Source organism: Catellatospora sp. NPDC049609 (assembly GCF_040675365.1).
In the GTDB taxonomy this organism is placed as follows: Bacteria; Actinomycetota; Actinomycetes; order Mycobacteriales; family Micromonosporaceae; genus Catellatospora.
Map to the genome: position 1 here is coordinate 66,834 of NZ_JBFAOU010000015.1, position 12,875 is coordinate 79,708.

A 12,875-nucleotide genomic window follows, 5' to 3' on the forward strand; every position below is an offset into this window, starting at 1 on the left:
GGTCCATCGCGCGGCGGCAGGGGCTGTGCAACCGGCCTGGCGTGGCTAGCATTCCGCTGTGTCCGACAGCCCGCCGCCCGGCCCGTCCCCAGCCTCCCCGCACTCCGGCGACATCTGCCCGTGCTGCGGGCACCACCGTCTGAGCGCACTGGCCCAGGCGGCACACCTCGGCACCGAGGACACGACGCTGACCCGCCGGCAGCGGATCTGGCTCACGGTCGCGGCCTGCTTCATCCTGGTCGCGATCATCGGAGGCGTGGTCGAGACTGCGATCAAGGACGACGACACCGGCTACCCCGGCGAGCCGATCCTGACCGGACACCTGCAGGTCGGCGACTGCCTCGTACAAGTGGAAGCGGGGGACGGGGTGACCACGCTGCCCGAGGTCCCGTGCGACAGTCCGCATGAGAGCGAGGTGATCGGGACCTTCCGGCCGACCGGCCCCTACCCGGGCGATCTGGTCCAGCCGGAGGGCTTCTCCGACCGCTGCGCGGAGTTCCTATGGGCGTACGCGCCCACGGCAACCGGGCTCATGACGTCCTTCGTGCTGCCGAACGAGGAGCAGTGGAACGACCCGGACCACCTGGTCGTGTGCATGGCCACCGACCTGAGGATGCGTACGGGATCCATCCGCGCGGGAACCACCCCGCCGCCGTCACCGGGCGTCGCCGCGTAGTCGTAGCGGGTGGCCGGTCCAGCGCGGCGAGGCCACCGCGCTGGAGAGGTACGGTTCACTCCATGGACACCGGGGATCTTGAACGCAGGGGCCGCGCGATCATCGACGGCAACCGTTTCATGACACTGGCGACCGCGAACACGGACGGCGATCCCTGGGCCTCGCCGGTCTTCTATGTGGCCGACGGGTACGCGACGTTCTACTGGATCTCGTCACCCGAGGCGACGCAGGTCCGCAACATCGCGGTGCGGCCCCGGGTCGGCATCGTGGTGTTCGACTCGCAGCAGGAGCCAGGCTCCGACGAGGCGGTGTACATGGCCGCCACGGCGTGCGAGCTGACCGGAGCCGAGCTGGACCGGGGCCTGGAGATCTACCTGGGCGCGGCGCCGTTCGGCAAGGGACCGGAGGCTTTCCGGCCGCCCGGCCGATACCGGGCGTACCGGGCCACGGTGACCGAACACTTCATGCTCTGTCCACAAGCGTCCAGTGCGCCGTGCCCGGTGCACGGCCGCACCTCCGACCACCGGGTGGGCGTGCTCCTCTAGACGGACCGGGTCTGCGCCTGGCCAACACCCAGCACCTTCGTGGCGCCCTCGGCTGCCGCGCGGGCGTGCATGCCGGCCGGGTCGAGGTTCGCGCAGAGCACCACGGACGCACCCGCGGCGAGCGGGGTGAGCAGCCACTGCACCGGGTGCTCGAACCGGGCCGCGTCGACGAGCAGCCGGTCCCCCGGACGCAGGTCCATCAGGTCGGTCAGGCCCTGCGCGATCCCGCCCCACTGCCGGAACGTGGTGCCGTCCGCACTCGCCACGTCCGTACGCCGGACCGGTGCGTAGCCGGGCAGGCTGTCGGTGTACCGGCCGGCCTCGGTGATGTAGTCGCGGTAGCCGTCCGGGACCTCGGCCAGCGGAGCGCCTCCCGGCGCGAGCCCCAGCGCGAAGCGGTGCGGGGCCTCGGGCACGTCCTCCAGCCAGCTGCCGATGCGCGAGCGTGCGGCGAACACCGCGTCCAGCGGCTCGGTCTCCCCCGCGACCGGGGTCAGGCCCGCCGTCGCCGCCAGCCGGAACGACACCGACAGGCCCGCCGACCATGCGCCGAGCAGCACCGCGGCGGTCTGCCAGTGCGGCGGCAGCAGCACCGCCATCCGGCTGCCCGCACCGAGGCCGCAGCCCTCGTGCAGCAGCGCCGCCGTGCGCGAGGCCCACCCGGCCAGCTCCGCCGCCGACAGCTCGGTCCGCTCGCCGGTCGCGTCGTCGCAGTACGTCAGCAGTGGCCGCTCCACCCCGGCGAGCCCGCCGTGGCCGAGCAGCGCCGGAACGTCCGGAACGGCGGTCGCACTCACGGGCGCACTCTCCTCCACTGCCGCATGCCGAAACACCTGCACCCTACCCCTGCGACCAGGACACCTCGCCCATCGGCAGCCCTGGGCGGCGGCGGTCAGGCCAGGTCCGGCGGGTCGAACCCGAACAGGTCGCCCTGGTCGGCGCTGCTCAGCTCCACGCCGCTGTGCACCGGTGCGGGACGCTCCGCGGTGGCAGTGGTGAACAGCCGCTTTCCGGAGGCGTCCTTGCGTGCGGCCACCTGGTAGCTCACCAGCCGCACCGGCGCGGGCGGGGCGTGGAACGGACCCGGCCCCCAGCGCAGCCACAGCGCGACCCGCCCCTGCCCCGCCTCGGCGGTGAGCTTCTCCAGGGTGCGCTTGCGGTCGGACTGGTCCACCTCGACGACGATGGGCGCCAGCCCCGGCCGGGCGATGCCCACATCGACCCACGAGTGCCGGTCGGCGTACGGCGGCGGCAGCGGGACGACGCTCTTCGCGCGGCGGTACACCCGCCACCCCTGCGCCGCGCCCCACGCCAGCACCGCCTCCACGAGCAGGTCGGTCACCTGATCGGCGGCGCGGTTCTCGAAGGTCACCGTGCCGAGCCACTGCGTCAGCGACGCGGCCACCCGCTCAGCGTCGTCGTCCACCGCACCGCACCCTTCCGCGAGCCCAGGCCGGGCCGCCCGCGGCCCACCCTAAGCCAACGAACCGGCCGGACGCGCTCGACGGCGCTCACCGGGCGGCTATCCGACCTCACCCAGGCGGTCGTGCAACTGCTCACCGGCGGCGTCGAGCCGGGTCCACAGGTCGAACCAGACCCGGCTGCGTGTCCGGCCGCCGTCGGCGAGACCGCCGACGGCCACGGTGAAGGCGCCCCAGAGGATCTCGAAGTCGCCGGACGGCGAGTCGACCCCGGCGGCGAAGGCGACCGCGAGCGCCGCCCGGCTGAGGATGAGCCGATCCGGGTCGTCGGGCACGCGGCGGCCGGCGGTGAGGAAGCGCGGGTCATCGGTGATCTTCATCCAGCGTACGGTTGCGCCCGGCACCTGCTCGCCGACGATCCCCGCCACCGAGTCGCGGACGGACCGGGCCGGGTCGTCGCCGAGCCAGCCGAGCCAGTGGTCGCCGCCGGTCAGCTTGGCGAAGTCGTCCTGTGGCGGCCCGTACCGGGGATTGGGCACGAACTCGCCGGTGAGCCGGCCCTCGGCGTCGACCCGCCACGCGCCGCGGACGGCCTCAGCCGGGATGTAGCCGTCGGGATCGCCGATCAGGTCGCCGTCGATCTCGGCGACCAAGCCGCCCGGGTTGCGCGCCGCCTCCGCCTCCAGCTCGGGCGAGGGTGCCGCGCGCCGTACGGGTTCATCAGCGGTCATGTGTGCCTTCCTCCGTTGCGGGCAGCGTCGATCACCCGAACCTAGAGGATGCCGCCGGCAGGGCCATACGGCGGGAACCGGGGCGGCTGTGCGCCGCGCGGTGAGGCATGATCACTGGGTGAGCGCTCCCACCGTCTCCCCGGTCCGAATGTCCCTGCTGGTCCTGGCCTACTTCGCGTTCATCAGCCTGGGCCTGCCCGACGGCCTGCTCGGCGTGGCCTGGCCGTCGATGAGCGCCGACCTGCACGTGGGCCGCGAGACGATCGGCCTGCTGCTCATCCCCGCCACCTGCGGCTACCTCGTGTCCAGCGTGACCGCCGGGTTCGTGCTGTCGAGACTCGGTGTGGGCCGGCTGCTCGCGGGCAGCACCGCGCTGGCCAGCGCCGCGCTGTTCGGGTACGGCCTGTCCCCCGCGATCGGGGTGACCATGGTCGCCGCGCTGGCGGCCGGGTTCGCCGGTGGCGCGATCGACGCGGGCCTCAACGCGTACGCCGCGTCGGCTTTCGGCCCCCGGCACATGAACTGGCTGCACGCCTTCTTCGGGCTCGGCGTGGCGATGGGCCCGCTCATCATGACCGCGTCCATCCAGTACGCCGACGCGTGGCGGCCCGGTTACCTGCTCGTCGCGACCGGCCAGGCCGCGCTCGCGCTGGCGTTCGTGCTGACCGCCCGGCAGTGGGCGCAGCGGCCCGCCTACGAGGCCCAGCCGCACGAGCAGCACACCGGGCCGGTCCGGGCGCGGGACACCCTCCGGCTGCCCGCGGTCTGGTTCAGCGTGCTGACCATCGCGGTGTACGTCGCCCTCGAGGTGGCCGCCGGCCTGTTCGCGTACCAGCTGCTCACCGAGGGTCGCGGGATGAGCGATCCGGTCGCGGGCGTGTGCGTGTCGCTGTACTGGGGCAGCCTGTTCGTGGGGCGGGTGCTGCAGGGCTTCGCCGCGCACCGGTTCCTGCCGGGCCGGGTCGTGATGTGGTCGATCGGCGGCATGGCGGCCGGTGCGGTGCTCGTCGCGATCCCCGGGCCGGGCTGGCTGGCGGCGTTCGGGTTCATGGTCATCGGCTTCGCCGCGGCGGCGGTGTTCCCGCTGTTCACACTGCTGACGGCGGAGCGGGTCGGCGCCGCGCACGCGGACCGGACCATCGGCCTGCAGATGGCCGGCGCCGGGCTCGGCGGGTCGATCATCCCGGCCGTCATCGGTCTCGTGATGGGCGCGGCCGGGGTGGAGGCGCTCGGGCCGTCGCTGGTCGTGCTCGCCGCCGCCCTGGTCGCGGCGTACCTCGCGGCCAACGGCGGCCTCGGTCACCTCAAGCGCGCCTGACCCGACCGCCCACGGAGATCACGAGTTCATGCCATGATCTGCGCTCGGAGTGCAGATCATGGCACGAATCGCCGGTGATCGCTCTAGACGGTGCCGAAGAACCAGTTGCCGGGGGCCGTCTCGTCGGCGCCGATGTAGAACTGGCGTACGCCGAGCATCAGCTCGTCGATGGTGAGGAAGCCGTCCTCGTCGGCGTCGAGCTTGTCGAAGGCGAGGTTGATCTCACCGGCAGGGGTGCCGAACGCGCGCTGCATGGTGGCGAACTCGTCCCGGCTGACCCGCCCGTCGTCGTCGGTGTCGGCCAGGTGCAGCACGGCGAGCGCACCCGGGCGGAAGCTGCGGTCGAACGCGTCGCCGTGCACGAACGCGGCGGTGAAGCCCGCTCGCCACTCCTGCGGGGTCAGGCGCTGGTCGTGGTCGACGTCGAGCGCCTTGGCCAGCTCCTGCCAGAACGTCGCGAAGTCCTCGGCGATCCGCCTGGCCTTGGGCTCGTCGTGCGCGGTGCCGAAGTTCGCCAGCAGGCGTACCCCCAGGTTGTTGAGGTCCTGCTGCTCGACGTAACCGCTGCCGTCGGCGTCCAGGTGGCTGAAGGCCTTGTCCAGTTTGCGTAGCTGCATCTCCGTAGCCATGCCCGAAAATCTAGGGTTTGTCGGCCCGAGCTGTCGATATCGGGCAAAGCTGCTTCATTCGGACGGGTACGAATGCTTCCGTCAGCGCCCGCCATCAGGCAGACTGGCCGCCGAACCGGCTCAGGATCGCCTCCTCGCCCAGGTCGGCGTACGCCGCGAAGCGGACGGCCTTGGAGCGCCACACCCCGCCGAGCATCCGCGCCGAGCGGGCACCGGTGGCTTCCGTCCAGCTCAGAGCCACCTCGTCGCCGTCGTCGGTCAGCGTGAACCCGCCGGGCAGCGACGGCTCCGGCGACCGGCTCGCCAGCCCCCGGGCCGCGGCCGACCGCACCCAGCCGCCGATCTCCCACAGCACGAACCGGCGCGCCACGGCCAGGTGCTCCGAGCGCATCAGCTCCCGCCACGGGCCGCCGCGGTCCTGCTTCTCGGCGTGGTACCAACCGTCGCGCTCGGCGACCCGCAGCACCGTCTCGGCGTCGCCGATGCACAGCAGCCCGTCGGCGTCGGGCCACACCGTGACACGGGCCGGCGCCCCGAACGCCCGCAGCCGATCGTCGTCAAGGAACTCGCTCACGTCCGTCACCCTCCCCAAGCACGGATCTTGAAAGGACACCGTACCGGCAAGGCGCTGTAGGGCCGGAGCTGCCCGCTGGGCGGACGCCGCCGTTCAGCCGGCGAGGAGGGCGTCCCACCGGTCCGTCGTCAGGAGCATGACCATCCGCGGGTTGCCGTCCTCACACCAGATCCCGGATGCCCACCGCGACATGGTGACAGGCGCGGCCCGGCCCGCGCGTGGGGATGATCGCCGTTTCCGGTCAGATCCCGAGGTCCCACTGCACCTTCCGACCGAAAGTCGAGATCATCACCCCTGCGCCGTCGGCAATCGACCACTACGCGCTGCCCGGCCGACCCGGCGGCGTGCCGATACGCACCGCGGACGTTAAGAAGGGCACCTTCCTATACGCATAGCGTTAAGAAGGTGCCCTTCCTTTGCTCGTTAGGGCAGGGTCCACTTCTGGTTGGCGGCGCCTGCGATGCACTGCCACAGGTGGACGATGGTGCTGTCGGCGGAGTTGTTGCCGGACACGTCCAGGCACTTGCCCGACTGCGGGTTGCGCAGGGTCTGGTCGGAGGACTGGTAGGTCCAGTTCTGCGCGCCGGAGCCGTTGCAGGTCCACAGCTGGATCTTCGTGCCGTTGGCGCTGCCGCCACCGGAGATGTCCAGGCACTTGCCCAGCGCCCGCAGGGTCTGGCCGTTGCGGGTCCAGGTCTGCGCGGTGGAGCCGTTGCAGGTGTAGATCTGGATCTGGGTGCCGTCGGCGGTGCCGCTGTTGCGCACGTCGAGGCACTTGCCGGCCAGGCCCTTGACCGGGCCGACGCCCGGCGTCGCGGTCTTCACGAAGGTGAAGTCGTCGACGTCGAACAGGCCGGTGCCGGTGCCGGTGAACGTCAGGTACACGTTCGCGTTGCCCGAGGGCACCCCGGTCAGCGTGGTCTGCACGTTGGCGAAGGTGCTCCAGCCGCCGGTGTTGGGCACCGCGACCGTGCCGAGGATCGGCCCGGTGGTGGAGCCGGTGCGCACCTGGATGCCGCCGCCCGCGCCGCCGGACACGACGCGCGCCCGGAAGGTGGTCGCGCCGCCGACGTTGACGTTGTTGTACGCCGCCCAGTCGCCCGGCTCGATGTAGCCCAGCGTCTGGCCGTTGTTGGCGCCGGCCTTGGTGAACGCCTGCACGCCGCTCTGGCTGCTGAACGACTCGGCCTGCACGGTCACGTCACCGGTCGGCGGCGTGCCCAGCTCCTTGATGCGGACGTTGCGGAACGCGGCGGTGTCGCCCGCGCCGTGGTTCTGGATGCCGATGTGGCCGGCCAGGTTGCGGGCGGGGTTGGTGTTGGTGAAGTCGTTGATCAGCGAGCCGTTGAGGTAGATGCGCAGCCGCTCGCCCTCGACCAGCAGCTCGTAGGTGTTCCACTCGCCGGCGGCGTTGAGCGCCGCGTCGCGGGCGGCGATGTTGGCCGACTGGAAGGTGTACACCGCGCCGGTGGTGCGGTCGGCGGCGTCGGTGGCGTCGATCTGGATCTCGTAGCCGTTGTCGACCGCCGACCACGGGTCGGTCGACGGCGGGAAGCCGATGAACACGCCCGAGTTCGAGTCGCCGGTGAGCTTCCAGTCCAGCTTCAGCGAGTACGAGGTGTACTGCTTGGCGCTGTACCAGTACAGGCCCATGCCGCCGACCGTGGTCAGGGTGGCGTCGGAGTTGGTCATGCTGCCGGGGCCCGCCTGCGACCAGCCCGTGGTCGAGCCGTTGAAGATCGGCGTGTAGCCGGTCTCGGGTCGGCAGTCGGCCTTGCTGCGCCCGGACGCGTACCGGATGCCGCCGAGCAGGTGGTTGCGGAAGTTCGCCTCGCTGTAGGAGGCCTGGGTGTGCCCGCCGCCGGTGTAGAACGAGCGGCCGCCGTCGAACGCCTTGCACCAGGCGTGCGGGTGGTCGGCGCCCATGCCGCCGCCGCTGTACGACGACTCGTCGAGGGTGGCCAGCACGTGCGCGGTGGAGCGGGCGTTGGTCTGGTAGTTGTACCACTCGTCGGTGCGGGTCCAGGTCTGCGGCAGGTGCGCGGTGGCGGCGTGGCCGCGGTCCTCGACCTTCACGTTGGCCTGCTGGATCGCCGGGTGCGAGGCGAACCACGCGCCGACCAGGTTGCCGTACCAGGCCCAGCCGTACTCGGTGTCGGCGGCGGCGTGCACGCCGACGTAGCCCTTGCCCGAGCGGATGTAGCTCTCGAACGCGGCCTGCTGGCTGTCGTTGAGCACGTCACCGGTGGTGTTGAGGAAGACCACCGCCTCGTACTGCGCGAGGTTGGCGGTGGTGAACGCGTTGGCGTCCTCGGTGGCGGTGACGGTGAAGCTGTTGGCCGCGCCCAGGTCCCGGATGGCCTGGGTGCCCACGGCGATGGAGTCGTGCCGGAAGCCGGCGGTCTTGGAGAAGACCAGCACGTCGTACGGGGCGTCGGCGGCGGCTGCCGGGGTGGCGGTCATCGCGACGACGGTGAGCGCGGCGGCGGCGATGCCGAGCGCGGGTTTGAGGAAACGCACGTCGGAGCTCCTTTCACGGACGGCGGTCCGGGCGGGACGGGGCTGCCCCGCCCGGACCGGGGTCATCAGGGCAGGGTCCACTTCTGGTTGGCGGCGTTCGCGGTGCACGTCCACAGGTGGACGATCGTGCTGTCCGCGGAGTTGTTGCCGGACACGTCCAGGCACTTTCCGGACTGCGGGTTGCGCAGGGTCTGGTCCGAGGTCTGGTAGGTCCAGTTCTGCGCCCCGGAGCCGTTGCAGGTGTAGAGCTGGATCTTGGTGCCGTCGGCGGTGCCGCCGCCGGCGATGTCCAGACACTTGCCGAACGCGCGCAGGGTCTGGCCGTTGCGGGTCCAGGTCTGCGAGCCGGTGCCGTTGCAGGTGTAGATCTGGATCTGCGTGCCGTCGGCGGTCGCGCCGCTGCGGACGTCCAGGCACTTGCCGGCCAGGCCCTTGATCGGGCCCACCCCGGCGGCGGTGGTGAACGTGAACGAGTCCAGGTCGAACAGCGCCCCGGTCCCGCCCGCGAAGGTGAGGAACAGCGGCGTGGTGCTGTTGGGCGCGTTGGTGATGGTGCCGCTCACCGTGGCGAACGTCTCCCAGCCGCCGGTCACCGGCACGGTCGCGGTGCCGAGCACGGTCCCGGTGGCCGAGCCCGCCCGGATCTGCAGCGTGCCGCCCACCCCGCCGGAGGACACCCGCGCGGTGAACCCGGTCGCGTTGCTCAGCCGGTACGGCGTGAACGAGATCCAGTCTCCGTTGTGGATGTCGCCGACGGTCTTGCCGCCCTCGGCCGTGGCCTTGGTGAACGTGTTGATCCCGGACGAGGTGCCGAAGTGCTCGGCCTGCCGGTGCCGCGGCTGCAGCGTGTGCTGGGTGTGCGTGGTCAGGCCCTGGTTGTCGGTGTACTCCGCGTCGAAGATCGCGAAGATGTTCGCGGCGTCGTCGTGCTCGCCGTCGACCGGGATGGTGATGGTGCCGGAGCAGCCGGTCTTCGAGGTGATCTGGTGGCCGTGCTGGTCGTGGCCGAGCACGTAGGTCAGCCGCACCCGGGCGCAGTCGATCGTGCCGTCACCGGCGTCGCTGACCGACAGCGAGTAGCTGACGGTGTCGCCGAAGGCGAACAGCTGCCCGTTGCCGGGGCTGTTGATGGTCACCACGGGCGGGGTGTTGCCGACGGTGATGACGACGCTGTCGCCGCCGGTCGCGCCCTGCGGGTCGCGCACCGTCAGCGTCGCGGTGTACGTGCCGTTGGCGGTGTACGTCTTGCTCGGGTTGGCGGCCGTGGAGGTGGTGCCGTCACCGAACGCCCACGAGTACGTCAGCGCGCCGCCCTCCGGGTCCGACGAGCCCGCCGAGGAGAACTGCACGGTCAGCGGCGCGGATCCGGAGGTCGGGTTGGCCGTGGCGTTCGCGATCGGGGCCCGGTTGCCGGTGCCGATGTACTCGAAGCGGTACAGCGCCGAGTTGGCGTCGCCGTTGAAGTAGCCGGTGCCGTAGTCGAGCACGTACAGCGCGCCGTCGGGCCCGAACGCGGAGTCCATCACCTGCTTGCCGGTCCACGGGAAGGAGTCGATCGTGCCCCGCGAGCCGTCGGCGTTGACGTGGATCGGCTTGATCCAGCCGCGGCCGAACTCGGTGGCGAAGAACTGCCCGTCCATGTCCTGCGGGAACTTGACCGCCGACGTCGAGGAGGCGTTGTAGCGGTAGACCGGGCCGCCCATCGGCGACTCCGAACCGCCGCCGAACTCGCTCGGCGTGCCGCTGTCCCCGCCGTACTTGATCCAGGCCGGGCGGGCCGCGGGCAGCGTGGACTGGCCGGTGTTGCGGAACGAGTTGTTCGTCGGCCCCCCGGCGCAGTTGAACTTCGGCCCGGTGGAGGCGGTCGCGAAGTTCCACTCGTTGTAGGTCTCGCTGCTGGTGTTGGCGCCGGTGCAGTACGGCCAGCCGTAGTTGCCGGGCGAGGCGACCCGGTTGAACTCGACCTGGCCGCTGGGGCCCCGGTTGGCGTTGGTGGTGCCCGCGTCGGGCCCGTAGTCGCCGACGTACACGACGCCGGTGGCCTTGTCGACGCTCATCCGGAACGGGTTGCGGAAGCCCATCGCGTAGATCTCGGCGCGGGTGCCGGCCGTGCCGGGCGCGAACAGGTTCCCGGACGGGATCGAGTACGACCCGTTGGCGTTGACCTTGATGCGCAGGATCTTGCCGCGCAGGTCGTTGGTGTTGCCCGCGGAGCGCTGCGCGTCGTAGCCGGGGTTGCGGTCGGTGCGCTCGTCGATCGGCGCGTATCCGTCGGAGGCGAACGGGTTGGTGTCGTCGCCCGTGGACAGGTAGAGGTTGCCCGCGGCGTCGAAGTCGATGTCGCCGCCGACGTGGCAGCACAGACCCCGGTCGGCGGGCACGTCCAGCACCGTCACCTGGCTGCCCGTGTTGAGCGTGTAGTCGGCGTTGAGGGTGAACCGGGCCAGCCGGTTGACGCCCTGCCACTGCGACCAGCTCGTACCCGTCGCCGGGGCGTCGCCCGCGGGGGTGGACAGCGGCGGCGCGAAGTAGAGGTAGATGTGGCGGTTGGTGGAGAAGGCGGGGTCGACCCCGACGCCCTGCAGGCCCTCCTCGTCGTGGGTGTAGACCGGGATGGTGCCGATCACCGACGTGGTGCCCGCGGCCGTGGTGCGCCGCAGGGTGCCGTTGCGGGCGGTGTGCAGGACGGACAGGTCGGGCAGCACCGCCAGGGACATGGGCTCGCCCATCTCGGCGACGCCGCGGGCCAGCTCGACCTGCTGGAACTTGGTGGGATCGATCGTATGGGCGGCCGCCGGGGCGGTCGTGGCGGTGACCGCGACCAGCGCCGAACCCGCCGCCAGCAGTGCGGCGGCAGCCGCGCGCCATAGTCTGATGTGCACACGTGGATGTCTTATGGACATGCCGTCCAACCCTTCCTGACTGGGCATGGGCCAGGCAGGGCGCGCGCCGTCGCGCCTGATGCCGGGGGTGGGCGAGGGTAACCGCGCCGCCGGTTACATTCACGAAACACTTGCGTGACGGACACACTAGGGACTTTTCATCGACGTGTCCATACTTTCTGATCTGTCAAAGGAAAGTTACGCCGCTGCGATCGAAAGTGGACCATCGTGCCAGCTCGGAGCGGTGGTTTCACGGCGGTGACACCGGGTACCAGCGGGCATGAACCGCAACCTGATCCGGGCCCTGCTGTTCGCCTGGCAGTACCCCGAGTTCCGCACCGGACTGCAGCAGGTCGTCGACCTCGACGAGGTGACCGCGCTGCTCGCCGCCCTGTCCACGGAGTCGGGCGACCACGAACGGGAGCGGCGGGCGGTCGACCTGCTCCGCTCGGCACTGGACACACCCGAGGTCCGCCAGGCCGTGCTGCTGCTCGTGGAGACCGACCGCATCCGGCGCGAGATCGTCGCGGCGGTCGCCGAGGAGCTGCCCGACCGCCCCGCGCTGGTCGTCGCCATCGCGGCGGCGCTGGACGACCCCCAGGTGCGCACCGACCTGCGCGCCGCGCTGGAGACCCCGCGGCTGCGGGCGCTGCTGCTGCGCGCCGCCGAGGACGGCGTCCGGGAGCGCCGCCTCGCCCTCATCGGCGAGGTCCTGGGCCTGCTGGCCCGGCACCGCACCGCCCGCCGGCTGGTCTGGTCGCTGCACCGCCACGGCATCCTGCGCGCCCTGCGGCGATGAGCCCGGCACCTCGGCGGGCCGCCACTCGGCTCGCGGGCCGGGTGCTCACCGCATCGGTCTCGGCGTACACGTGACCAGGCGCCGCGTGCCGCCGGCGCTCGTCGCCCGCCGAACGGGCCCACCCGGCGAACATGATCGTGACAGGATGCTGCGGGTGAACCCACCCACGCACCCCTTCGTGTCCCGCCTGCCCGTCGGGCAGCGCATCCCGCGGCCCGATGACGGCATCCTCCTGTGGTCGGTCTTCCCCTTCGAGGGCGAGTTCCAGGTACGCGTGCTCGACCCGCCGGAGCTGCCCGAGCCGCCGCGACACGGCCAGGACGGCCCCGACTCGTGCCGCCGCTGCCAGGAGCCGGAGCACAACGTCATCTGGGGCGACGAGCACTGGGTGCTCACCCACCTGGGCGAGCCCTCCGGCCTGCCGCTGCTGGTCGTGCTGCACCCGCGCGACCACCACGACTTCAGCGACCTGCCCGTCGAGCGCTCCGCCGAGCTCGGCCCGCTCATGCAGCGCATCGAGAAGGCGATGCTGTCGCTGGGCGGCATCGCGCGCGTGCACTTCAACCGCTGGGGCGACGGCTCCGCCCACCTGCACATCTGGTTCATCGCGCGGCCCGAGGGCATGCTGCAGCTGCGCGGCGCGTGCCTGGCCATCTGGGACGACGTGCTGCCCAAGGCCCCGCAGCCGAAGATCACGCACACGGAGAACCACTTCTTCCGCCAGGACGTGGACGCGTGGATGGTCATGGTCGCGGTCAAGTACGGCACCAAGGTCATGCA

12 protein-coding genes are annotated in these 12,875 nt (G+C 71.6%); 5 read left to right on the plus strand and 7 right to left on the minus strand.

Annotated features, from left to right (window positions below):
- Window positions 1-58 precede the first annotated feature (58 nt).
- Window positions 59-676 carry a septum formation family protein gene (locus AB0J67_RS07055; protein WP_363477271.1) on the plus strand — a complete coding sequence of 206 codons (618 nt, stop codon included), beginning with the start codon at window positions 59-61 and terminating at the stop codon, window positions 674-676.
- 62 nt (window positions 677-738) lie between these two features.
- Window positions 739-1,221 (plus strand): pyridoxamine 5'-phosphate oxidase family protein, encoded by a 483-nt coding sequence (locus tag AB0J67_RS07060; RefSeq protein WP_363477274.1) that lies wholly within the window; start codon window positions 739-741, stop codon window positions 1,219-1,221.
- On the opposite strand, the gene AB0J67_RS07065 is transcribed toward AB0J67_RS07060, so the two are convergent.
- From AB0J67_RS07065 to AB0J67_RS07075, 3 genes are all read right to left on the minus strand, one after another.
- On the minus strand, window positions 1,218-2,018 hold the full coding sequence (locus AB0J67_RS07065) for a TIGR03089 family protein (protein ID WP_363477277.1): 801 nt from the start codon (window positions 2,016-2,018) through the stop codon (window positions 1,218-1,220). The two genes, AB0J67_RS07060 and AB0J67_RS07065, sit on opposite strands and share 4 nt — an antisense overlap.
- A gap of 95 nt (window positions 2,019-2,113) precedes the next feature.
- Window positions 2,114-2,647, minus strand: coding sequence for a hypothetical protein (locus AB0J67_RS07070; RefSeq protein WP_363477280.1), 534 nt, complete (start codon window positions 2,645-2,647; stop codon window positions 2,114-2,116).
- A gap of 96 nt (window positions 2,648-2,743) precedes the next feature.
- Complete coding sequence (locus tag AB0J67_RS07075; RefSeq protein ID WP_363477283.1) at window positions 2,744-3,373, minus strand: hypothetical protein; 630 nt, start codon at window positions 3,371-3,373, stop codon at window positions 2,744-2,746.
- A gap of 118 nt (window positions 3,374-3,491) precedes the next feature.
- On the opposite strand from AB0J67_RS07075, the gene AB0J67_RS07080 reads away from it, so the two are divergent.
- A complete protein-coding gene (locus AB0J67_RS07080; protein WP_363477286.1) occupies window positions 3,492-4,691 on the plus strand; it encodes an MFS transporter in 1,200 nt (399 codons plus the stop codon).
- An 83-nt stretch (window positions 4,692-4,774) separates the two neighbouring features.
- Here the strand turns inward: AB0J67_RS07080 and AB0J67_RS07085 are convergent, their stop codons facing one another.
- The 4 genes from AB0J67_RS07085 to AB0J67_RS07100 form a co-directional block, all read right to left on the minus strand.
- A complete protein-coding gene (locus AB0J67_RS07085) occupies window positions 4,775-5,320 on the minus strand; it encodes an EF-hand domain-containing protein (RefSeq protein ID WP_363477289.1) in 546 nt (181 codons plus the stop codon).
- Window positions 5,321-5,414: 94 nt separating this feature from the next.
- Window positions 5,415-5,894: a hypothetical protein gene (locus tag AB0J67_RS07090; RefSeq protein ID WP_363477292.1), complete on the minus strand. Its 480-nt coding sequence runs from the start codon at window positions 5,892-5,894 to the stop codon at window positions 5,415-5,417.
- Between the two features lie 423 nt (window positions 5,895-6,317).
- Window positions 6,318-8,357 carry a ThuA domain-containing protein gene (locus AB0J67_RS07095; RefSeq protein WP_363477304.1) on the minus strand — a complete coding sequence of 680 codons (2,040 nt, stop codon included), beginning with the start codon at window positions 8,355-8,357 and terminating at the stop codon, window positions 6,318-6,320.
- A 122-nt stretch (window positions 8,358-8,479) separates the two neighbouring features.
- On the minus strand, window positions 8,480-11,317 hold the full coding sequence (locus AB0J67_RS07100; protein ID WP_363477295.1) for a PQQ-dependent sugar dehydrogenase: 2,838 nt from the start codon (window positions 11,315-11,317) through the stop codon (window positions 8,480-8,482).
- Window positions 11,318-11,576: 259 nt separating this feature from the next.
- Between AB0J67_RS07100 and AB0J67_RS07105 the strand changes: the two genes are divergently transcribed.
- Window positions 11,577-12,095, plus strand: a complete 519-nt coding sequence (locus AB0J67_RS07105; RefSeq protein WP_363477298.1) for a hypothetical protein — start codon at window positions 11,577-11,579, stop codon at window positions 12,093-12,095.
- Between the two features lie 154 nt (window positions 12,096-12,249).
- On the plus strand, window positions 12,250-12,875 hold a 626-nt coding region (locus AB0J67_RS07110), incomplete at its 3' end, for a hypothetical protein (protein WP_363477301.1).